The following is a 20,152-nucleotide window of genomic DNA, read 5'->3' as shown; positions in this document are numbered from 1 at the left end:
ATTGGCACGACGCCCGACGGAGGAACGATGTACCGCAACGTACCGACCCAGATCGACCTGCCCGGCCTCGAACACGAGATCCTGCACTTCTGGCAGGCCAACAGCATCTTCGCGCGCAGCCTCGAACAGTCCGACGGCCGCCCGGAGTGGATCTTCTACGAGGGTCCGCCCACCGCCAACGGCATGCCGGGCACCCACCACATCGAGGCGCGGGCCTTCAAGGACGTCTTCCCACGCTACAAGACGATGAAGGGCTTCCACGTGGCCCGCAAGGCGGGCTGGGACTGCCACGGGTTGCCGGTCGAGCTCGCCGTCGAGAAGGAGCTGGGCTTCGCCGGCAAGCAGGACATCGAGAAGTTCGGTGTCGCCGAGTTCAACGCCCGTTGCCGCGAGTCGGTCACCCGGCACACCGACGCCTTCGCCGAGCTGACGACCCGGATGGGCTACTGGGTCGACATGGACGACGCCTACCGGACGATGGACCCGGAGTACATCGAGTCGGTCTGGTGGTCGCTGAAGCAGATCTTCGACAAGGGCCTGCTGGTCGAGGACTTCCGGGTCGCGCCGTGGTGCCCCCGGGACGAGACCGGGCTCTCCGACCACGAGCTCGCCCAGGGGTACGAGACGGTCGTCGACCCGTCGGTGTACGTCCGCTTCCCGCTCACCTCGGGTCCGCTGGCCGGGCGGGCGTCGTTGTTGGTCTGGACCACCACCCCCTGGACCCTGGTGTCGAACGTCGCGGTCGCCGTGCACCCCGACGTGACGTACGTGGTGGCCACCGACGGCAACGAGCAGTTGGTCGTCGCCGAGCCGCTGCTGGCCCAGGCGCTCGGCGACGGCTGGGACCTCACCGGGGAGTCGTTCAAGGGCGATGAGCTGGAGCGGTGGGGCTACCGGGCACCGTTCGACCTGCTCGACATCCCCGACGCGCACATCGTCATCCTGGCGTCGTACGTGACCACCGACAGCGGCTCCGGCCTGGTCCACCAGGCCCCGGCGTTCGGCGCGGACGACCTGGTCAACTGCCGGGCGTACGGACTGCCGATGGTGAACCCGGTGCTGCCGAACGGCCGCTTCGAGCCCGATCTTCCCCTCGTCGGCGGCCTCTTCTTCAAGGACGCGGACCGACCGCTGATCGACGACCTGACCGCCCGGGGGCTGCTCTTCCGCAACACCCCGTACGAGCACAGCTACCCGCACTGCTGGCGCTGCCACACCGCGCTGATCTACTACGCCCAGCCCTCCTGGTACGTCCGGACGACCGAGGTGCGCGACGCGCTGCTGCGTGAGAACGAGCGCACCAACTGGCATCCGGCCACCATCAAGCACGGCCGGTACGGCGACTGGCTGAACAACAACGTCGACTGGGCGCTGTCGCGGCGACGCTACTGGGGCACCCCGCTGCCGATCTGGCGGTGCGCGAACGAGCACCTGACCTGCGTCGGCTCGCTGGCCGAGCTCAGTGAGCTGACCGGCTCGGACGTGACCGGGCTCGACCCGCACCGGCCGTTCATCGACGACGTCACGTTCACCTGCCACTGCGGGGAGACGGCCCGGCGGGTCCCCGAGGTGATCGACGGCTGGTACGACTCGGGTGCCATGCCGTTCGCGCAGTTCGGCTATCCGTACCAGAACGTCGAGCTCTTCGAGAAGCGGTACCCGGCGCAGTTCATCTCCGAGGCCATCGACCAGACCCGTGGGTGGTTCTACACCCTGATGGCGATCGGCACGCTGGTGTTCGACCGGTCGCCGTACGAGAACGTGGTCTGCCTCGGTCACATCCTGGCCGAGGACGGCCGGAAGATGTCCAAGCACCTGGGCAACATCCTGGAGCCGATCCCGCTGATGGACCGGCACGGCGCGGACGCGGTGCGCTGGTTCATGGTCGCCGTCGGCTCGCCCTGGTCGGCGCGGCGGGTCGGGCACACCGCCCTGCAGGAGGTGGTCCGCAAGATCCTGCTGACCTACTGGAACACGGTCTCCTTCCAGACCCTTTACGGCACAACCGCCGGCTGGTCCCCGTCGGCGGCCGACCCGGCCCCGGCGGACCGGACGGTGCTGGACCGCTGGCTGCTCTCCGAGCTGAACGCCCTGGTCCAGCAGGTCGACGCCGCGATGGCGGCCTTCGACACCCAGCAGGTCGGTCGGCTGCTGGCCACCTTCATCGACGACATGTCCAACTGGTACGTCCGGCGCAGCCGGCGGCGGTTCTGGCGCGGCGACCCGGCGGCGCTGGCGACCCTGCACGAGGCGCTGCGCACCGTCACGCTGCTGCTGGCGCCGATCACCCCGTTCATCACCGAGCGGGTCTGGCAGGACCTGGTCGTGCCGGTCGCCCCGGACGCGGCGGCCTCGGTGCACCTGGCGGCGTACCCGGTGGCGGACGAGGCGCTGATCGATCCGGCCCTGTCGCGGCAGATGGGCCTGGTCCGTCGCCTGGTCGAGCTGGGCCGCGCCGCCCGTGCCGACTCGGGGATGAAGGTCCGCCAGCCGCTGTCGCGCGCCCTGGCCTCGGCGCAGGGCTTCGCGGAGCTCGACGCGGACCTGCTGGGGGAGATCGCCGCCGAGCTGAACGTCGGCTCGGTCACCGCCGTGGGCGCGGCCGGGGGATCCCTGGTGGACACCACGGCGAAGGCCAACTTCCGTACCCTGGGCAAGCGGTTCGGCAAGGCCGTGCAGCAGGTGGCCCGGTCGATCGCGGCGGCCGACGCGGCCGTCCTGCGGGACTCCCTGCGGGAGTCGGGAACGGCGACGGTGGAGGTGGACGGCGAACCGGTCACTCTCGGCCCGGACGAGGTGGTCATCGTCGACACCCCGCGTGAGGGGTGGGCGGTGGCCAGCGACGCCGGCGCCACCCTGGCGTTGGATCTGCACCTGACGCCCGAGTTGCGTCGGGCCGGGGTGGCCCGGGACGTGATCCGGCAGGTTCAGGAGGCCCGCAAGTCCAGCGGCCTCGACGTCACCGACCGGATCGCGCTGCGCTATGTGGCGACCCGGGAAGAGACGGTGCTGGCCCTCGCCGAGCACCGCGATCTGGTCGCGGAGGAGGTGCTGGCGGTCGACTGCGCCGACGGTGAGCCGGCGTGGGCCGACGCCGAGGCGTTCACCGACGAAGCGCTGGGCCTGACCTTCTGGCTGCGTAGGGCCTGACCCGGCCGACCCCCGGCCCGCCTTGGGCGGGCCGGGGGTACCACCGACGCGTCAGGTCACCGCCCCGGCGGCGGCGCTCACCAGTTCTGGGCGAGGTAGAGCTCGGTGCCGATGGCGCCCTGGCACCGGTTGGCCTCCTCGCCCCGCTCTGTACCACGGCCGCGCCGGTGCTCTGGCACTGCGCCCAGCGATCGGCGCCGGACGACAGCGCGATCAGGACGACGAAGAAGACGGCCGGCACGACACACTCGACGGTCGCGGTGACGAAGCGGGTCCGCCACAACCAGGACGGCCGCAGGAGGTAACGCTCGCCGAGCCCGGCGAAGAGCTCCTCCTCCCAGGTGCCGACGGCCGCGCTCAGCGCCAGCAGAGGGACGAAGTAGACGTACTGGGCCGCCAACAGGCCGACGTCCAGGGAGGTGCCCTTCGCGGTCGTGAACATGGCGGCGAGCAGCAGGACGTTGAGTATGCTGAGCGGACCGATCCGCAGCAGATACTCCGTCAGCCCCTCCTGACGGACCCGGTTACGCAGGACGAGGGTAGCCAACATCCACCTGTTCACCGAGTCTCTGCTCCATCTGTCAGGCTCTCCTCGATCCGGCTCATCATCCGACCGCTCAGCGCCTTCCAGAGGAGGCCGGTCCACGCGGCCGTGACCGCCAGGAAGCCGGCGAAGGCCACGGCGGCGGCCTGCGGGCCGGTGGCCGCGACGAACCGGAGGATCCAGCCGGTGGGCAGGACCAGCGACACCAGCTCGGAGCCGGCGAAGGGCAGCACGGAGAGCCCGATGAACAGCAGCCCGAGCCGTAGCCACGCCACCACCCCGATGGGCGCCTTGAACTGGCACAGCACCAACGTCGACTGGTAGCAGACGGCCATCAGCGACACGTAGGCCATCAGGATGACCAGCAGGCTGCGCGGCCCGACGAGCCCCGGAAAGCGGGCGTACGCCGCCAGGAACGGCACAACGATCGCCGGCGACGAGACGACCGCGGAGGCGGCGGAGCGGATGAGCAGGAGGGTGGAAATCGGCACGGCGCCGAGCACCACCTTCTCGATGGTGCCGTACCGGAACTCGTTCTGCACGCTCGACATCGCCGACAGCAACACGATGGCCGTGCAGGTCATCAGCGCCGCACGGGCGGCGAGCACGAGCGCCTCGGCCGGCGTCTGCGCGGTCTGGTACAGCGCCAGAGCCAGCAGGGCGGTCTGAATGGTGATCCCGATCAGGAACGAGGACGTGGCGAGCCGGTCGATCCACTGAACCCGGATCAGGAAGAGCGCGAACTTGAACACATCACTTTCCCGTCCCTGAGGTGCAGCGTGCGGTCGACCACCCGGGAGAGGAAGTCGGCGTCGTGGCTCACCACCACCCGGGCGACCCGGCCGCCCGCCTCACCGAGCAGGCCCTGCAGCAGCGCCATGCCGTCACTGTCCAGGCCGTTGGTGGGTTCGTCGAGGATCCAGACCGTCGCGGGCTCGAACAGGACCGCGGCGAGGTGTAGCCGCTGCCGCATCCCCAGGGAGAAGCGGGCGTAGGTGACGTCGCCGCTCTCGGTGAGGCCCACCCTGTCGAGCAGTGCGGCGATCTCCCCACGGGACAGCATCCTGCCCTTCATGCCGGAGGAGAACCGCAGGTTCTCCTCGGCCGTCAACCGCGGATAGAAGCCCTGCGGGGCGCCCGCGCAGTAGTTGAGGCCGGCCCGGTACGCCCGCAGGCTCCGCGCGACGGGCACGCCCCGGAAGAGCACCCGGCCCCGGGTTGGACGCAGCAGCGTCGCGAGGACCTTGAGCAGGGTGCTCTTCCCGGAGCCGTTGCTGCCCACGATGCCGACCGCCTCGCCGGCCGCCACGGTCAGCGAGACGCCGCGCAGGACGTCGCCGCGCTCGTTCTTGCGGTGCGGGTAGCGGTATCCGACGTCGTCGAGTTCGAGGAGCGCCGTCACGACGACAGGTGCCGCTCAAGCCAGGTGACGCGCTTGCGCAGTTCGAGCGGGACGTGCGGGCGGTAGCCGCCGACATCGTCACCAGCCTCGCCGGCGCGGGGACCGAACAGGGGAACGTCGCCGTCGGGCAGCTTGATCAGGTGATTGGGGTGGATGTAGTCGCGCATGATGATCCGACGGGTGCGGTCGAGCCCGGCGAGCCAGGCGGGATTGCTGTGTTCCCGGTCGCTCGTGACGATCCAGGTGGGGCCGTACTGGGTCTGCTGCACCGATGGGTGACATCTGAGATGGCTTGCCCTGTGGGTGGGCTGGAAGGGTGTCGCTGTGCCCAAGCCTTACCCCCGAGAGCTCCGTGATGACGTCGTGCGTGTCGCTCGTGACCGCGAGGCGGGAGTGACGGTCGAGCAGATCGCGAAGGACTTCGGAGTCCACCCGATGACGTTGTTCAAGTGGCTGCGCCAGGCTGACGTTGACGCCGGAGTCAAACCGGGTGTCAGCGGCGGCGAGTCAGCCGAGCTGCGCGAGGCCCGCAAACGGATCCGGTTGCTGGAGCAGGAGAACGAGGTCCTGCGTCGGGCTGCGGCGTATCTGTCGCAGGCGAACCTGCCGGGAAAAGGCTCTACCCGCTCGTGAGCGAGCTGGCCGCCGGCGGAATCCCCGTCGCGGTGGCGTGCCGGGTATTGAACATCGCTCGTCAGCCCTACTACCGGTGGCTCGCCCGGCCCGTCGGCGACGCCGAACTCGTCGCCGCTTACCGCGTGAACGCCCTGGTCGAGGCCCGCCGCGATGACCCGGAGTTCGGCTACCGGTTCCTGGTCGATGAGGCCTGCGCTGCCGGTCAGCCGATGGCCGATCGCACCGCCTGGAAGATCTGCTCCAGCAACGGCTGGTGGAGCGCGTTCGGCAAGCGCAAGAAGCGGGGCAAGGGTGGCAAGGTCGGTCCACCGGTTCACGACGACCTCGTCAAGCGAGACTTCACCGCCGACGGCCCGAACCGCTTGTGGCTAGCCGATATGCCGAACACCGCACCGGCGAGGGCAAGCTCTATCTGTGCGCAATCAAGGACGTGTGGTCGAACCGGATCGTCGGCTACTCCATCGGCTCACGGATGAAGTCCCGGCTGGCCGTCAACGCGCTGCACAACGCCGTAGCCCGACGCGGCCGGGTGACCGGCTGCGTGCTGCACACCGACCGCGGGTCGCAATTTCGCAGCCGGGAATTTGTCCACGCCCTGCACCAGCATCACCTGATCGGGTCGATGGGAAGAGTCGGCGCCGCCGGCGACAACGCCGCCATGGAATCGTTCTTCGGCCTGCTGCAGAACAACGTCCTTGACCTCTGGACCTGGACGACCCGGCAGCAGCTCAGGACCGCGATCGTGACCTGGATCGAACGGACCTACCACCGCCGCCGACGACAGCGATCCCTGGCCCGGTTGACCCCAATCGAGTACACCTATCGGTGCAGCAGACCCGCACGGCGTCGATCCCAGGACCAGCCGTACGCCTACCGCAACAACGGCGAGTCGCGGTCATGTTCGTGCACGTCCTAACGGGAGCCTGACCGACGCCGGCTCCATGTGCTGGATGGAGGCCCCGGGATGGCGGCGGAAAGTCGCCGGTCAACTGCGGTTGGACCAGGCGCGGGTGGACAGGACCAGGCGGTAGCCGTCCGGGTCCTCGATGGTGACGCCCCAGCGGTCCCAGTACGGCCCTTGGGAGACCACCCGGCCGCCCGACTCGGTGAGCCGCGCCGTGAGGGCGTCGTCGACCGGCCCGCCCAGGTAGAGCACGAGCAGGTCCTCACTGGTGGGTGCCGGTTTCACGGTGGGGTCGGCATTGCCCACGAGTTCCAGGTGCCAGTTCGCGTCGCGCCGACCGATGATCAGCAGGTCATGCTCGCCGGGGCCGTCGGCAGCGATTCGGTAGAGCAGGTCGAGGCCGAGTCCATGGACGTAGAACCGCTCCGCGGCCGCCAGGTCTGTGCACGGCCTCGCGATTCGTACCGCCACCTCGGCGATCATCCCGTCCTCCATCGTGTCGTCGTTCGTAGGCCTCGTGCCGACATTCTCCTCCATGCCTCTTGTTAAGTCCTCAGAGGACGTCTGGTCCACGTAATTTGCCGGTTATATGGGTTTGGTCGTATCGCCAGGTCGGGGTGGTTTCGGTGGTGAGGTGTGTGGCGAGGTTGCCGATCATGGCAAGGATGATCATGCTGACGAAGTTGTCGGGTCGGGTTTCGTAGTCGTGTACGAGTCGGCGGTGGTGCATGAGCCAGCCGAGGGTGCTCGGCGTTTGACCACGCTGAAGCCCTTGGGATCATGGCCTTATTCGTTACCATTTTTGAGCTCGGGAAGAGCTTTATGATCATCGATGATGTGCGCGGTGTGTGCGCTCCAGCGGATGCCAACCGGGGTCAACCGGTGCCAACGCGGGTCACTGCGGCCGATCGCCGGCCGCAAACCGGGTTCGTGTGCTCCGGGTGCGGTCCTGGGCTGGGCGAACGGGGGTGCCGGGAACGTGGGTGAACGTGGGCCACTCCCTGCCGCCCCAGGTGAACCCCCAGGTCGCTAGACTAGGCCCTCGCGCCCTCGTAGCTCAGGGGATAGAGCATCGGTTTCCTAAACCGTGTGTCGCAGGTTCGAATCCTGCCGGGGGCACCTCGAAGATCAGCAAAAACACCATCTGAGCAGCGGAAACGCTTCCGCATCGATGAGCCGACTTGTGCAGCCGGACGCCACCCGAAGCCGCCGTTTGTCGCCGTCCGTGCAAAATACGTGCAATGATCTTGGACGTTCGAGCAGCCCCGTTTTCCCAGCTCAGGACCGCTGCAACGCGGAGGGGCCGCAGCGTCGCCACGGCCCCTCGCATCCCACAGGTGATCATCATCGGCTGAGCGTTGCCTCGATGCGTTCGTTCATCCGGCTGCGGTCGCCGTCGAGGCACTTCGCGTACACCTTGAGCAGCACGTCGACCGAGTGCCCGGCCCGCTGCGCGACCTCGGGTGCCGGCAGCCCGGCGTTGAGCCAGAGCGACACCCCGGCGTGCCGCAGGTCGTAGGGCCGCCCGGCCAGGGGAGACGCCGCCCGGTCCGGGGTCAGGCTCAGCGTCCGCGCCTCCTCCCAGACCCGGGAGTACGTCGACGACGCCACCACGTTGCCCCGGTCACTGCGAAACAGCCGCCCGTCGACGCCGGCACCGAACCGGTCGACGTGCGCCCGCAGGATCGTCACCAGCTCCGGCGGGATCGGCACTTCCCGCGCTTCCGTGTCGCCCCGGTGCTTCAACCCTCGGTCGTCGTGCACCTCACCACTGTCGGTGTAGCGCTTCCCCGCCGCCGGCCGTGACTTCTCCACCGTCAGCAGCCCCCATCCGGTCACCGGAAGATGGCAGTCCCGCTCCCGCAGGCCCAGCGCCTCACTCGGCCGCAGCGCCGCGAAGTAGAGGCAGGCGTAGAAGGCGACCAGGCGCTCACCGCGCCGCCCGTTCTTCCCGCGCCGGCCGACGTACGACACCCCGGTCAGCAGCTCGCGCGCCTGGCGAATGTTCACCACGACCCGGCGGTCCACCTCCCCGGACACCTTCCGCCGAGACGACCGCACCCGCAGCTTGTCGACCGGGTTGAACTCCAACAGCTCCAGCTCGACGGCGTACTGAAGGACGTTGTAGAAGACCGAGCGTCGCCGCCTGGTCGTCGACGCCGCCGCCGGCCGCCCGGCCAGGGTCAGCCCCAAGGTGTCCAGCGCCGGCCGCACCACCGCGGCTTCCGCCAACGCCGACAACGGCAGGGACGCCTTGCCGAGCCACCGCAGCGCGGCAGCGACTTCCGCCGGCCGGTCGAGTTGCCGAGACGCGGGCGGAAACTCCCACTCCCGCAACGCCCGCCGCAGCAACGCCGAATCCGGCCGCCCGGCCAGGTCCCGCACCAGTACGGCCGTCGCGGTCGCCAGCGCATCCGTCGTGCTCTCCCGCGACTTGGCCGCCGCGCCCGGCCACTTCATGTCGACATACCGGCGGACGAAGTCGAGCCAGCTCACGGACTCCACCGGCGCCACCATCGACTCAGGCATCCCGGAATCACCGTCGAACGCCTCACCCCGGTTCGCCGCCTGCATCAGGTCGGAGCGGAAATTGTCCGCCAGCGCGCGGGTGCCGAACGTCCGGGATTTCGGCCCCGTCCCCACCACCCAACGCACGGTGTACGACTTCTTGCGGCCCGCCAGGGCGTTGACCTGAATGCCCCGGATCCGCACCTCCCGCGACTTCACGCCGCCTCCCGGTGCTGTTCCAGCCACGACCTCAGGTCGCGCCGCTCGATGCGCAGCTCACCGTTGGGCAGCTTGATGCAGTCGGGGGCGATGCCCAGCTCGCGCCAGCGGTAAAAGGTTCGCCGCGATACGCCGTTGAGCGCGGCGAGGACTTCGGGAACGGTCAACAGCTCACTTTCCATGAGGGGTTCTTTCCTTCGGATCAAGCAGCAGGGGTGAGGACAGCAGCGGTTGCCGAAACGGCGGCGGCTGTTCGTATCCGGGCGGTGTCGAGGTCAGCGCGCCAGCGGATGCGGGCGGATATCGATCGCAGGAGCCGGTGCTCCAGGGGCGGCACGTCGGGGTCTTCGGGTCGGGCGAGTTCGAATCGGTACCGCTTCGGCCCGTCCGCTTCGTCGGCGGCCTGGTCGTGTTCGTCGGTGTCGGCCATGCCGCCGGCGAGGATGGCGCGGATCCAGGACCGGTTGTCGGCGCGGTGGTCGGCGAGGGTTTTGCCGGACCACTGCCGGGAGACCAGCACACGCCGGCCGGTGAAGCCGAGGGTGGAGCGTTGGTGGACCTTCCCGGTGCACCGTCCGGGGGTCAAGCCGGCCTTGACCCCGTCGGGCTGGACGCCGTAGAGCAGCCAGTTCGCGCACGTCGGCGAGCACGGCAGGATCGACAGTTCCGCGTGCAGCCGGTCGAAGTGCGCCTTCTGCGGGTCGCTGCGGGGCTTGGCCTGGTCGGTCAGGTCCTTCGTGACGTACTTCGTCACGTACCGGATGGACCGTTCGGCATCCCGGGTGCCCTGGTCGATGCCGCGTGCGTCGATGCGGCCGAGGCGGGCGACGTAGGCGGGGCGGCTGTCGGGTTCTTCCAGGGCGTTGAGGGCTTCACCCCAGGTGGGCAACGGGTCGCGGGTTTTCGGGTTGACGTATGCCTGTTGGTCGACGTCCCAGACCGGCGGCTTGTCGACCGGGTAGGCGAGTTCGTCGAAGCGTGGCCACCACACTTGGTGGTAGGTGGCGGCGGCGATCTGTTTGAGGAGCCGCCGGGGCAGGGTGCCCCGGATGGCGAAGTGCGCGTGTGGGGCGAGGCGGCGTTGTAGCTCGACCGCTCCGGCGTACTGGACGTTCCAGCCGGCGGCGCGGCGGACGTTCTGCCACCACCGGTCGAGGACCCGGGCGAAGTGGATCGAGTCGAGGGCGGCGCGCCGGTAGTCGTAGCTGGTGGGGTCGACGGGGGTGCTGAGGACGTCGTCGTACGGGCCGTGTCGTTGTCCGCACTCGCACGGGGCGGTGTAGGCGCCGCGCCGCAGGTGGGAGTGCACCGGCCCGTGCGAGCCCAGCGTCAGCGTGATGAGCATCGACGGCCGGTAGGCCTTGCCGGCCTTGTCGGAGTAGGCGCGGCCGACGGTGCGCGGGTCGACGGGCAGGCGGGGTAGGTCGGGGGAGTCCTGCCGTCGCCGGGTCGACCGCTTACGGCGGGGTCGTTCCTCGCGTTCTTTCGGGGTCAGGTGCCCGCGCAGGCTGGTTTCGCCGAGAGCTTCGTCCAGGTCCGCTATCGCAGCGTCGATCTCCGTCAGGTGGCCGGCCCGCTCGTCGGGGGTCATGGGCTGGTATTGGACGGCTTCGCGTTCGAATTCCAGGTGCGCGCGGACGCGGACGAGGGCGAGGACGTCTTCACCGGGTTGATCGGGGCGCACGGCGGGTTCGTCGGCGAGGTGCCAGCCCTCCCGGATCTGCTGGATGCGTAGCCGCCGGCCCCGCTCCGCGCACGGCTTGCACTTCGCCGCCAGGGTCGCCCCGCAGGGCACTTCCACGACTTCGGTGAGACCGGTGGCGGTGTCGGTGCGGCGCAGGGCGAGGGGGCGGACGCAGACGCCGTTCTGTTCGGCGAGTTGCTTGAGCGCGTCCTTGGCCAGCGGCCGGCGCATCCGGTCCGCCCGCGACCCCGGCCGAGGCTGTTCTATCGCCGCCACCGCCGGTGTGGTGGGGATGAGTGGCAGTTGGTTCATCGGTCACTCTCCGGCCCGTACAGCGCGCCGTTGCGGGGTGCGAACGCCGCCGCCGACACGGGCACCAGCCCCGGCCGCTGCACTGCCACCCCGGGGCGGATGGGCGTGACGTTGGCCGACTGGTCCTCATCGACGGCGTCGACGGTGACGGGCCGGTGATCCTCGCTCGGGTCGTAGCCGGGCGGGACGTCACCCCAGCCGCCGGCATCGGCCGGCTGGTCGAGGGGCGCCGGGGTCGGGGTGGCGGGGGTGGTGGAGAAGGCGAGCTTGGACAGGCCGAGGAACGCCAGCGCGGGCACGGCCGACAGCAGCCAGCCGGACAGGCTTGGCTTCGCGACGGCGAGTTGCGCGGCCAGGGACAGGGCGACGGCGCAGACGAGCAGGAACAGCGGGTAGCCAACGGAACCGCCGGTGCGGCGGCGTCTGCGGATGGTGAGCAGCGCGGCCAGGGGGAGGAGTTCGGAGATCGCGGCGTTGGCCCAGCCGAACCAGTCTCCGGTACCGGTCGGGGAGTTGTTCATGGTCCAGTCGTGGACGTGGGTGAACGACGCCGCCCCGGCCAGTCCGCCGACGGTGAGGACGATGAGCACCAGGACCACGCCCTCCACCCGTTCGGTGTCTGTCTTCATCGGGTCACCTCCTGCCCGTCGTCGGTGTCGGTGTCGCTGAGCCGGCGGTAGTCGCGGCCAAGGTGGCGGATGTCGTCGTCGGTGAGGTAGGCGAACCGCACGCGGACGGGTTCGCGGACGCCGTCGAGGACGACGAACCCGATCCCGGGGGCGGATTCGGAGATCCGGTCGCACAGGGCGCCCCGGTCGCGTGCGCCGTCGCCGAGAACCAAATCCACCTGCTCCGCTTCGGTCAGGCGAAGGCCGATGCGGGTGGGGAACAGGTCCCGGAACGGCAACACGTCCTTCCGCGGGTCCTGCAACGCGGCGATCACGTGCACACCGACCGCCCGCCCCTGCGACAGCAACAGGCCGAGAGATTCCTTGATCCGGTCGCGGACCTTCCGATCCGTGATGTACGCCGTCAACGCCGCCAGCTCATCGACTACCAGGACGATCAGCGGCTCATCCGGCGTCGGCGTGTGCTGACGGGTGACCCCGCGCAGCCGCGCCGCCCGCAGGCGCATGCGTTTGACGGCTTCCTCTAGGACGCCGGCCATGCTGTCGGGGTCGTCGTAGGAGAACCGGGCGAACAGCGGCACCCCGGCCGCCAACTCCATCCCGCCCTTCGGGTCGAACGCCCACACCTCCACCAACCCGGAGCGGATACCGCCGGCCAGGGAGCGGATCAGTGACCACAGGACCGAGCCCTTGCCCGACCCCGTCGCCCCCGCGATGAGCACATGCGAGCCGGTCAGCCGCAGCCGGTAAGGCTGCCCGTCCTCACACACCCCGAGCGTCAACCCGTCGAGGTCCGGCACCTCGGCCACCGGCATGGGTGCCACCGTGCCGGCCAGGGGGTCACGGCGTAGAAACCGGATCACCACCCGATCCGGGCGGGCCGTGGACCGGGCTTGCCCGGTGCGCAGGCGGAAGGCGTAGGCGAGGCGTTCCGCGGCCTGCCCCCAGTCCTCCGGAATCTGCCCCGGCAACATCCGTACCGTCAGCTCGTCGCCGTGGCGGTCGCAGCGCACCCGCAGCAGTTGCGGCACGTACCGGTCACCGGCGAACGCCGTCGCCAGCCCACAGGTGGCCATCACCGCCGCCCACCGCCGCCGGTAGACGACCAGGGCGCGGACCCGGCTGACGAACGGATACCAGCCGAACCGCAGCCACGACGTCGGATGCCACCGCCACCACCCGGCGCAGCCGACTACCACCGTTGAGACGACGCCTGCCAGGACCAGGCCCCCGAACTCTGCCCGCACCCACAGGGTGAGCGCGGCCGGGGCGGTGAGCCACCAGTACCGGACCGCGAGGACGGTGATCCGGAGCAGGCCCCGGGCCAGCCACCAGAACACCAGCAACCAGCCAGGAACCCGCCACGCCGGTAGGCGCATGTTCATCGGCGCCACCGGGATCTTGTCCCCGGGGATGACGTTGATCAGAGGCACAGGTCACCGCCCCGGTCAGGGCGGGCCAGAGTCGAGACGCACGAGCGGCAGGACATCCGTTGCAGGTCGAAGCGGCGGGGCTTGACCCACCGGAAGCAGTGCGGGCAAAGGATTGCGCACACCCGGGCCGCAGCCGGCGGCAGCCGCAGCGCCGACCGTAGGGCGGCTTCCACCTCCCGGTAGGCGTGCCGAAGGCCGACCAGACGGGTACGGGTCATCAGGACCACCGCCCCGACAAGCAGCAGCCGTCCGAGGTGATGGGGGTAGGGGTAGCTACGGTGGGCATCACGCCCTCCTTCATCAGGTGAGGGATGGGGAGAGCGCGGGGCGGGTCGGGACTCTTGGCGGGGAAACGACCCGCCCCGCGCGCACAACGACAACCGGTCAGGCAGCGACCGAACCCGGCATCACCGACGCGGGGCGGATGGCCGTGGCGCGCAGGGAGTACGCCATCCGGGAGCGGCAGTCACCCGACGAGCGGCCCGGCTTGCACCGCTGGGAGTCGACGTACGGGGTCAGGGTCAGGCCCTCGAACTCGACAGCCGGCGGGTAACCCGGCACCGTCGACGGCGGCGGCACCGGCTGCTGCGCCGCAACGACCTTGACCTTCGCCTCAGTCGACCGGCCGAACTTCCCGGCCTCCGGGTCGAGGTCCATCACCCGGACCACCCAGACCCGCTCCCCGGTCTCCTTGTCCCGCGCCTGGTTATCCGCCTCACCACGACGCTCAAAATCGAGCTGCGGAGAGACACCCAGGCAGAGCGCCCCGGCGGGGAAGACGTACTCGGACGGGACCGGCACCTTCAACGTCATCGGAACCACTTGGACAGCCTCCTAGCCTCACCAGTCGTCTTCCTGACAACCGGTTGATCTAACAAGTTACGTCAGCTTGTAAGCACAAGCAAGGTTGAAGGTGAATCGATTGCACAATGTGGAGAGCCGGTCCCGGATGTCCAGGACCGGCGCGGAGGAGGATGTAAAGCCAGAGCGGGTGACAGCCGAGCGTTTGACGCTGGGGGACACCGCGGATCGGTGGGTCCACTTGCAACGGCCAGTGCTGACCGAACGCGGGCAGACCTACTGGATCGACCGAACGACATGCGAACTGTGCGTCGATCGGGGAGACGGGCAAGTCACGCGGACTGCCGGAGAGATGTGCCGCTGAGCCGCCCGCCGGGCTGACGCAGCGGATCAGGACAGGGCGTAGGTGTCCTCGATCTCGTGGCGGCTGCCCGGCATCACCAGCACTGACGTCATGATCGGGTCGCCGGATGCCTGGTGAACGGTGATGACGACGCTCATCACCGACTCATCGGCCGGCACGTCCAGGGCCTCAGCCTCGACCCCACTCACTCGGCGGGCGGTCATCCGCTCGGTGGCGTAGTCGGCCCGCAGGCCCTTGTTGCGGGCGATGAGGCCGAGCAAGCCGCCCGAGATCGGGTCCGGCTTGGTGATGTCGGTACCGACCGCGATGTCCACCGGCACGAACGTGGCCACCAAGTCCACCGGCCCCGCCTCCGAAACAGTCCGGCGGCGCCGCTCGTAGACCGGCGTCCCCTCCGGGATCTTCAACTCTGCCGCGACGCGCGGCGAGGCGAGCACCGGGCCGACGTGCAGGATCTCCGTCTCCCCGGTCTCGTCCAGCTCGACAGCGTCGCGGGCGTAGTCCGGTGACGCGCGGCCGGAGACGGGTCGGCCGCGGACGAAGCTGCCCTTGCCCTGCTGCGACTCGATCCAGCCGTCCTGCTTGAGGATGCCCAGCGCCTTGAGCACCGTCGGACGGGATACCCCGAACTCCGTACAGAGCTGGCTCTCCGACGGCAGTGCCGCACCGGGCGCGTAGTCGCCGTCCTCGATGCGCTTCCGCAGCGTGTTCAACACGCGCAGGTACTTCGGCGTCGGAATCTCGTACGCCATTGCGGGCCACCCCACCTATGAACGCTGCATGAATCTCAGCAGCTTATGAGTTGTGTGCATGACAGAACAAGTTTGCTCAGCCGTCCGGCGTCGCACGCTCCACCGCTGCGGCCAGCCAGCCTGACCAGGAAGACGAGGCGCCGATGTGCTCCGGCTGCGACGCGCCCGGCCAGCGGCGCGGCAGGCAGCCGTACCGGCCGAACACCCGCAATGCCGCCTGCCGTGGAGAGCACGGTCCTTCCTCGCCGCAGCCGGCGCAGCGCCCGTCCGCGCTCGACGGCGTGTGCTGGTCAAACTGCACCTGCGCCGCCCGGAGCTGGTCACGCGTCGCACCGGACAGGTATACGGTCACCGGGCTTACCCTTCGGGCAGCAGCATGCTCGCGCGTACCAGGATCTGCGTCTGCGGACCCCGGCGGCCGGACGGGCCAAGCCGGACACCTTCGACCCAGATCCACTCATCGTGCGGCGGACGGTTGACCACCAGCCGAACCCCGGTCACCCACAACGTCACCGGCCCGTCCGACGGCAGGAGACGATCCGTTGCATCAATCTTCAGCACCGCGCCGAGTTGTATCCGGACGTCAAACACCGCGTCTCCTCATCACCGGCGCCACGTTTCGCGGCGGCGCACTGTCGGCCTTTCGTCGCTGAATCTGAAGGCCGGCGATCTGCACGAAGACCTCCCGCCGCGCCAACGCCTTCCTGGTCGCCATGTCGATGGAGTAGCCGGTGAGCCACACCCAGCCGTAGTACGTCGGCGTGTCGTCCACCGAACTCACCCGCAACCACAGCGCGCGATCGCCGGCGAACTGCACCGACGCCCGGACGTCGATCAGCACCAGGTCACCCGGCACCGGCACACCTGGCCGGCCCGGCGCAGGCGTGCGAGGCGCCGGGGCGGGCGGGCCATTCATGGGCCGTCGTTCGGGTCGCGGCCCCACACCAGCACCCACCCCGGGCCAGCCTCAGCAGGTCGCCGAGCGACCGGAACCCGCGCAGTCCAGGCAGGACCGCCGGGCCAGGGAACGAGTGCGCTCCGACCCCTGCCCCATTCCTCGGATGGCAGTGCGGGCAAGGGTGTACTTCCAGCCCGCGCCCGAGCAGGATTGGCAGTTAGTCGATACGTTCAGCCCCGTCATGAAGACAGGTTGTGGCACAAACCGCCCAGCGACCCGGAAAATCCTTCCGGGGTCGCGGCCGGCCGAGAGGAGACAATGAACCGGTGCGCGGGGAAACCAACACTCTGACCATCGGCGAACGCGTCGCCTGGTACCGCTACCGACGCGGCCTGTCCCAGGAAGTCCTAGCCGGACTTGTCGGCCGTACCGCCGACTGGTTGGGCAAGATCGAAAACAACCGGATCGAGCTGGACCGGCTCTCCGTCATCAAGTCCCTCGCGGAAGTCCTGGACATCTCCCTCGGCGACCTGCTCGGCGAACCTTCACTGCTCGACTGGACCGGCGACAGCGGCACCGAAACCGTCCCCAGCCTCCGCGCCGCCCTGATGAACTACCGCGCCCTCGGTCCGTTCGGCGGCAACATGGACGCAGAGCCGTCGAGCGTCGCTGTGCTCAGGAAGGAGGTGGGCACCCTCTGGGACGCCTACCAGGACTCACGATTCGGATACGTCACCGGCCGGCTCCCTGACCTGCTCGACCGCGTCCAGGCCGCCACCGACAACCATGACGGCGACGACCAGGACCAAGCCCGCCGGCTACTCGGCCTCACGTATCAGCTCGCCGCTACCCAGCTCACCAAGCTTGGGGAGAGCGACCTCGCATGGATCGCCGCCGACCGCGGCTTGGCCGCCGTCCGCCCCACTGGCGACCCGCTCATCACCGGCTCCCTGTTCCGCTCCGTCGGCCACGCCCTGCACGCCACCGGCCGCTACGCCGAAGCCGTACGCCTCACCGAGGATGCCGCCGGCTACCTTGAACCCCACCTGAAACAGGCCACGCCAGCGCTGCTCTCCGTCTACGGCACCTTGTTCCTGTCCGGCTCGATGGCCGCCGCCCGCTCCAACGACGCCGCCACCACCCGCACCTTCCTCGCCGCCGCCGACCACGCCGCAGGCCAGCTCGGAGCCGACGCTAACCACCTCTGGACCGCGTTCGGCCCGACCAACGTCGCCATTCACCGCGTCGCCACCGCCGCCGAGCTGGGAGACCTGCAAGTCGCCATCGACCTCGGGCCGCACGTCGACACCGCCGGCCTACCGACGGAACGTCGGGTACGACACGCCCTCGAAGTCGCCCGCGCCTACAGCTCATGGAACCGCGCCGACGACGCCCAAGCCGTCCTACTCGACGCCGAACAGATGGCACCCGAGCAGGTCCGCCACCACTTCCTCAGCCGCCAACTCGCCCTGACCTGGATCCGCCGGCAGCGCGGCAAGCCCTCGGCCGAACTGGTCGGGCTGGCCCGACGACTCAAGGTGCTCGACTGAACCCAGCCCATCTAGGCTGCCCTGGTGACGGCCAACGAGATGCCACCCATGGCAACCCCACGCGTCGCCGCCGGCGCCCTCTTCTTCAACGACGATGGCCACGTGCTCCTGGTGAAGCCCAGTTATAAGAATCGCTGGGATATACCGGGCGGGTACGTCGAACCCGGCGAATCGCCACGCGCTGCCTGCATACGCGAGGTCAATGAAGAATTGGGCCTCAGTATCAATCTCGGCTCGATGCTTGTGGTGGACTGGGCACCCGCTTCGGGCGAAGGTGACAAAATCCTCTTCATCTTCGACGCGGGCACCCTATGTGCTGACGATCAACAGAACATTGATTTCCTTGACGGGGAAATTACGGAATGGCGCTTCGTGAATAACGAGCAACTGGAAAGACTCGCACCTCCTCGACTAATGCTTAGAGTAAAAGCCGCAATTGCGGCGCGCAGAGATCGTCGGCCAGCCTATGCGGAGCATGGAGTTTGCCGATAAGTAGAGCGGCGAAGTAGAACTTCCTGTCATGCGGAGCACTCAGGACGATTTCGGTTAGGTGGCTGCCTAAATTGCTGGACAATGAAGGATTTCCGCGAGACGAAGTATCAAGCCATTCACTTGACATGTCCATCAAGTATGTGGTTGACCTATTGCAAACGGGAGCACTAGATTTAGATCCTTCCTTTCAGCGAAGAAGCATCTGGAATAGAGACCAGAAGAGTCGTTTCATAGAAACCCTCCTAATGGGTCTTCCCGTTCCCTCGTTCTACTTCGCCGAAGAGCCTCATGGCCGACTTTCTGTGATTGATGGAAAACAGCGACTCCTGGCCATACTGGAGTTTATGAACGGTAGCCTCAAACTCTCGTCCATCGGTCATGCCTACAATCTTAATGGGATGTCATTCGACGAAGTTCCGCTACCCAATCAGCGACGATTCCTCACACGTGGGGCACTGCGGGTTATCGTTCTTCGCGAAGACTCTCCTGACTGGGCCAAGCGCACACTCTTCGTTCGGCTCAATACGGCCGGAGAAGAACTTACACGGCAAGAAATAAGAAACGCGCTATTTCCGGGCCGGTTGAACGACGCCCTTAACGAGATGGCGAACGCTGAATTCCTCCTGCGTCAGTTCTCGAACGCCCCGCATAGCCATTCAAGAATGGGAGACGTGGAGCTCCCGCTGAGGTTCCTTGCACTTTCAGAAGAGGAGCGCTTCCCCGAAAGGCTTACGGCGGATTTACTGGATCGCTTCATGAGTGAACACTGGAACATCTCCACTGATCTGGTAGTCAAGTACGTTCAGCGTTTCAGGCGCTCGCTTTCCGCCTGTGAAGCAATCTGGGGCGACAACGCCTTCAAACGATTCCAGCGTGGAAGATGGAGCGGCCCCCCTACGATTTCGATATTTGATGTAGAAATGGTTGCCTGCTCTCAGGTGTCGGATCGTGTTATTCAAGAAGCTGTGGGCCGTAAGAACTCACTACACGAGATGCTTGAACGAGCTTTCAATCATTCCGCGTTTGAGTCAAAGATGCCACTAAGCCCTAAGCTGGCCCAGAAGCGAGCACGAATCCTAGCCGCTGCACTTGAGGATTTTTCCCGAGGGCTGCAGTGAGTGCAATAGACAACCTGCTCACACGACTGGACTCTATAGACAGAGCCGTTGCCGCCATAAACGATGGTGACGTAACGGAAGCACCGATTGTGGATCATCTAGTTAGAGGGATTGCAATCAACGGACTCGTGTCGGTCGAGCAATTCCTCAAAGAGCGAACAGTTGAATGGGCGTCAATTATTACCGCCGCCCGAATCCCGCCGGCCAATCTTCCCGGCGGGACCGCACCATACGAGAGTAGACTAATAGAGGTACTGCCGCGCAGGATCCAGGACATAGAATACGCCAGCACGGCACAACGATCAGCCCTACTTGAAGAAGTCGGAAAGTCTCTAACATCGCTATACTCTGGAATACTGGCACCTCATCCACTCGCCTTCATGTGGACAGGATCGAATCTGCGAGCTGGCGACGTAGAGATTATGGTAGCACTAATCGTGGGCTGCTCGCATGACAAAGTCTGGGGAAGACTCACTCGGATTTGGCAACTTGTTGATAAGTACTTTCCGGGCAACACAAGCCTGAGAAGCGTCCTGGAACAATTGGCCGAGTTTCGCCATGCTGCAGCACATAAGGAATCACCTGCAATTCCCCTTCCAAATTTACGAGCAACATCAAGAAACGCTAAACTCGTCTGTCTGTGCGTTGACGTCGCAGTCTCAATCGGCTTGCGGGACCTCATGCGACCAGTCGCCCCCCCTAAAGGAGGCGGCCAACCTTCGATACCGATAAGACGAATAGTTAAGAATGGCTCGA

Annotated in this window: 20 protein-coding genes, 1 tRNA gene and 1 pseudogene; 6 read left to right on the top strand and 16 right to left on the bottom strand. The window is 67.6% G+C overall.

Annotated features, from left to right (window positions below):
• Positions 1-27: 27 nt before the first annotated feature.
• Positions 28-3,150 carry an isoleucine--tRNA ligase gene (gene ileS / locus SNR22_RS19795; RefSeq protein ID WP_320068104.1) on the top strand — a complete coding sequence of 1,041 codons (3,123 nt, stop codon included), beginning with the start codon at positions 28-30 and terminating at the stop codon, positions 3,148-3,150.
• Here the strand turns inward: ileS and SNR22_RS19790 are convergent.
• From SNR22_RS19790 to SNR22_RS19775, 4 genes are read right to left on the bottom strand one after another with little or no spacing between them, the layout of a single operon-like run.
• A complete protein-coding gene (locus tag SNR22_RS19790) occupies positions 3,104-3,712 on the bottom strand; it encodes a hypothetical protein (RefSeq protein ID WP_320068103.1) in 609 nt (202 codons plus the stop codon). The two genes, ileS and SNR22_RS19790, sit on opposite strands and share 47 nt — an antisense overlap.
• The gene (locus SNR22_RS19785) at positions 3,709-4,446 is read right to left on the bottom strand and encodes a hypothetical protein (protein ID WP_320068102.1); all 738 of its coding nucleotides are present in this window, start codon (positions 4,444-4,446) and stop codon (positions 3,709-3,711) included. The genes SNR22_RS19790 and SNR22_RS19785 overlap by 4 nt, the downstream gene beginning before the upstream one ends.
• Positions 4,422-5,096, bottom strand: coding sequence for an ABC transporter ATP-binding protein (locus SNR22_RS19780; RefSeq protein WP_320068101.1), 675 nt, complete (start codon positions 5,094-5,096; stop codon positions 4,422-4,424). Before SNR22_RS19780 ends, SNR22_RS19785 begins: the two co-directional genes overlap by 25 nt.
• Positions 5,093-5,365, bottom strand: a complete 273-nt coding sequence (locus SNR22_RS19775) for a hypothetical protein (protein WP_320068100.1) — start codon at positions 5,363-5,365, stop codon at positions 5,093-5,095. The genes SNR22_RS19780 and SNR22_RS19775 overlap by 4 nt, the downstream gene beginning before the upstream one ends.
• 55 nt (positions 5,366-5,420) lie before the next feature.
• Here SNR22_RS19775 and SNR22_RS19770 point away from each other — a divergent pair.
• Positions 5,421-6,549 (top strand): annotated as a pseudogene (locus SNR22_RS19770) (IS3 family transposase); the annotation flags it as partial.
• A gap of 168 nt (positions 6,550-6,717) precedes the next feature.
• Here SNR22_RS19770 and SNR22_RS19765 read toward each other — a convergent pair.
• Positions 6,718-7,119, bottom strand: coding sequence for a VOC family protein (locus SNR22_RS19765; RefSeq protein ID WP_320068244.1), 402 nt, complete (start codon positions 7,117-7,119; stop codon positions 6,718-6,720).
• A gap of 563 nt (positions 7,120-7,682) precedes the next feature.
• Between SNR22_RS19765 and SNR22_RS19755 the strand changes: the two genes are divergently transcribed.
• Positions 7,683-7,755: transfer RNA gene (locus SNR22_RS19755), tRNA-Arg, on the top strand.
• Positions 7,756-7,980: 225 nt separating this feature from the next.
• Here the strand turns inward: SNR22_RS19755 and SNR22_RS19750 are convergent.
• The 11 genes from SNR22_RS19750 to SNR22_RS19700 form a co-directional block, all read right to left on the bottom strand.
• Complete coding sequence (locus SNR22_RS19750) at positions 7,981-9,363, bottom strand: site-specific integrase (RefSeq protein ID WP_320068099.1); 1,383 nt, start codon at positions 9,361-9,363, stop codon at positions 7,981-7,983.
• Complete coding sequence (locus SNR22_RS19745; protein WP_320068098.1) at positions 9,360-9,545, bottom strand: helix-turn-helix domain-containing protein; 186 nt, start codon at positions 9,543-9,545, stop codon at positions 9,360-9,362. Before SNR22_RS19745 ends, SNR22_RS19750 begins: the two co-directional genes overlap by 4 nt.
• A gap of 20 nt (positions 9,546-9,565) precedes the next feature.
• Entirely contained in the window at positions 9,566-11,359 is a 1,794-nt protein-coding gene (locus SNR22_RS19740) for a replication initiator (protein WP_320068097.1), read from the bottom strand.
• Positions 11,356-11,988 carry a DUF2637 domain-containing protein gene (locus SNR22_RS19735; RefSeq protein WP_320068096.1) on the bottom strand — a complete coding sequence of 211 codons (633 nt, stop codon included), beginning with the start codon at positions 11,986-11,988 and terminating at the stop codon, positions 11,356-11,358. Before SNR22_RS19735 ends, SNR22_RS19740 begins: the two co-directional genes overlap by 4 nt.
• The gene (locus SNR22_RS19730) at positions 11,985-13,421 is read right to left on the bottom strand and encodes an FtsK/SpoIIIE domain-containing protein (protein ID WP_320068095.1); all 1,437 of its coding nucleotides are present in this window, start codon (positions 13,419-13,421) and stop codon (positions 11,985-11,987) included. The genes SNR22_RS19735 and SNR22_RS19730 overlap by 4 nt, the downstream gene beginning before the upstream one ends.
• On the bottom strand, positions 13,412-13,639 hold the full coding sequence (locus SNR22_RS19725) for a hypothetical protein (protein WP_320068094.1): 228 nt from the start codon (positions 13,637-13,639) through the stop codon (positions 13,412-13,414). Before SNR22_RS19725 ends, SNR22_RS19730 begins: the two co-directional genes overlap by 10 nt.
• Positions 13,640-13,805: 166 nt before the next feature.
• The gene (locus SNR22_RS19720; protein WP_320068093.1) at positions 13,806-14,234 is read right to left on the bottom strand and encodes a hypothetical protein; all 429 of its coding nucleotides are present in this window, start codon (positions 14,232-14,234) and stop codon (positions 13,806-13,808) included.
• 378 nt (positions 14,235-14,612) lie between these two features.
• Positions 14,613-15,338, bottom strand: a complete 726-nt coding sequence (locus tag SNR22_RS19715) for a GntR family transcriptional regulator (protein WP_320068092.1) — start codon at positions 15,336-15,338, stop codon at positions 14,613-14,615.
• A 76-nt stretch (positions 15,339-15,414) separates the two neighbouring features.
• The gene (locus SNR22_RS19710; RefSeq protein WP_320068091.1) at positions 15,415-15,690 is read right to left on the bottom strand and encodes a hypothetical protein; all 276 of its coding nucleotides are present in this window, start codon (positions 15,688-15,690) and stop codon (positions 15,415-15,417) included.
• Positions 15,691-15,695: 5 nt separating this feature from the next.
• A complete protein-coding gene (locus SNR22_RS19705; protein WP_320068090.1) occupies positions 15,696-15,929 on the bottom strand; it encodes a hypothetical protein in 234 nt (77 codons plus the stop codon).
• Positions 15,922-16,179, bottom strand: a complete 258-nt coding sequence (locus tag SNR22_RS19700) for a hypothetical protein (RefSeq protein ID WP_320068089.1) — start codon at positions 16,177-16,179, stop codon at positions 15,922-15,924. Before SNR22_RS19700 ends, SNR22_RS19705 begins: the two co-directional genes overlap by 8 nt.
• A gap of 383 nt (positions 16,180-16,562) precedes the next feature.
• On the opposite strand from SNR22_RS19700, the gene SNR22_RS19695 reads away from it, so the two are divergent.
• The 3 genes from SNR22_RS19695 (at position 16,563) to SNR22_RS19685 (ending at position 19,396) form a co-directional block, all read left to right on the top strand.
• Positions 16,563-17,786 (top strand): helix-turn-helix domain-containing protein, encoded by a 1,224-nt coding sequence (locus tag SNR22_RS19695; RefSeq protein ID WP_320068088.1) that lies wholly within the window; start codon positions 16,563-16,565, stop codon positions 17,784-17,786.
• A 24-nt stretch (positions 17,787-17,810) separates the two neighbouring features.
• Positions 17,811-18,278, top strand: coding sequence for an NUDIX hydrolase (locus SNR22_RS19690; protein ID WP_320068087.1), 468 nt, complete (start codon positions 17,811-17,813; stop codon positions 18,276-18,278).
• A 125-nt stretch (positions 18,279-18,403) separates the two neighbouring features.
• Positions 18,404-19,396, top strand: coding sequence for a DUF262 domain-containing protein (locus tag SNR22_RS19685; protein ID WP_320068086.1), 993 nt, complete (start codon positions 18,404-18,406; stop codon positions 19,394-19,396).
• Positions 19,397-20,152 lie beyond the last annotated feature (756 nt).

It is taken from the genome of Micromonospora sp. RTGN7 (genome assembly GCF_033804645.1).
Taxonomy (GTDB): Bacteria; Actinomycetota; Actinomycetes; order Mycobacteriales; family Micromonosporaceae; genus Micromonospora.
Note: the sequence above shows the minus strand (reverse complement) of the source record. Positions and strands in the feature narration are given on the sequence as shown.

What these genes read in the sequence shown, in the direction of transcription:
- SNR22_RS19735 (WP_320068096.1), bottom strand. Translation starts at nt 11,988, where the DNA reads ATGAAGACAGACACCGAACGGGTGGAGGGCGTGGTCCTGGTGCTCATC.
- SNR22_RS19715 (WP_320068092.1), bottom strand. Translation starts at nt 15,338, where the DNA reads ATGGCGTACGAGATTCCGACGCCGAAGTACCTGCGCGTGTTGAACACG.
- SNR22_RS19765 (WP_320068244.1), bottom strand. Translation starts at nt 7,119, where the DNA reads ATGATCGCCGAGGTGGCGGTACGAATCGCGAGGCCGTGCACAGACCTG.
- SNR22_RS19745 (WP_320068098.1), bottom strand. Translation starts at nt 9,545, where the DNA reads ATGGAAAGTGAGCTGTTGACCGTTCCCGAAGTCCTCGCCGCGCTCAAC.
- SNR22_RS19725 (WP_320068094.1), bottom strand. Translation starts at nt 13,639, where the DNA reads ATGACCCGTACCCGTCTGGTCGGCCTTCGGCACGCCTACCGGGAGGTG.
- ileS (WP_320068104.1), top strand. Translation starts at nt 28, where the DNA reads ATGTACCGCAACGTACCGACCCAGATCGACCTGCCCGGCCTCGAACAC.
- SNR22_RS19720 (WP_320068093.1), bottom strand. Translation starts at nt 14,234, where the DNA reads ATGACGTTGAAGGTGCCGGTCCCGTCCGAGTACGTCTTCCCCGCCGGG.
- SNR22_RS19740 (WP_320068097.1), bottom strand. Translation starts at nt 11,359, where the DNA reads ATGAACCAACTGCCACTCATCCCCACCACACCGGCGGTGGCGGCGATA.
- SNR22_RS19685 (WP_320068086.1), top strand. Translation starts at nt 18,404, where the DNA reads ATGTCCATCAAGTATGTGGTTGACCTATTGCAAACGGGAGCACTAGAT.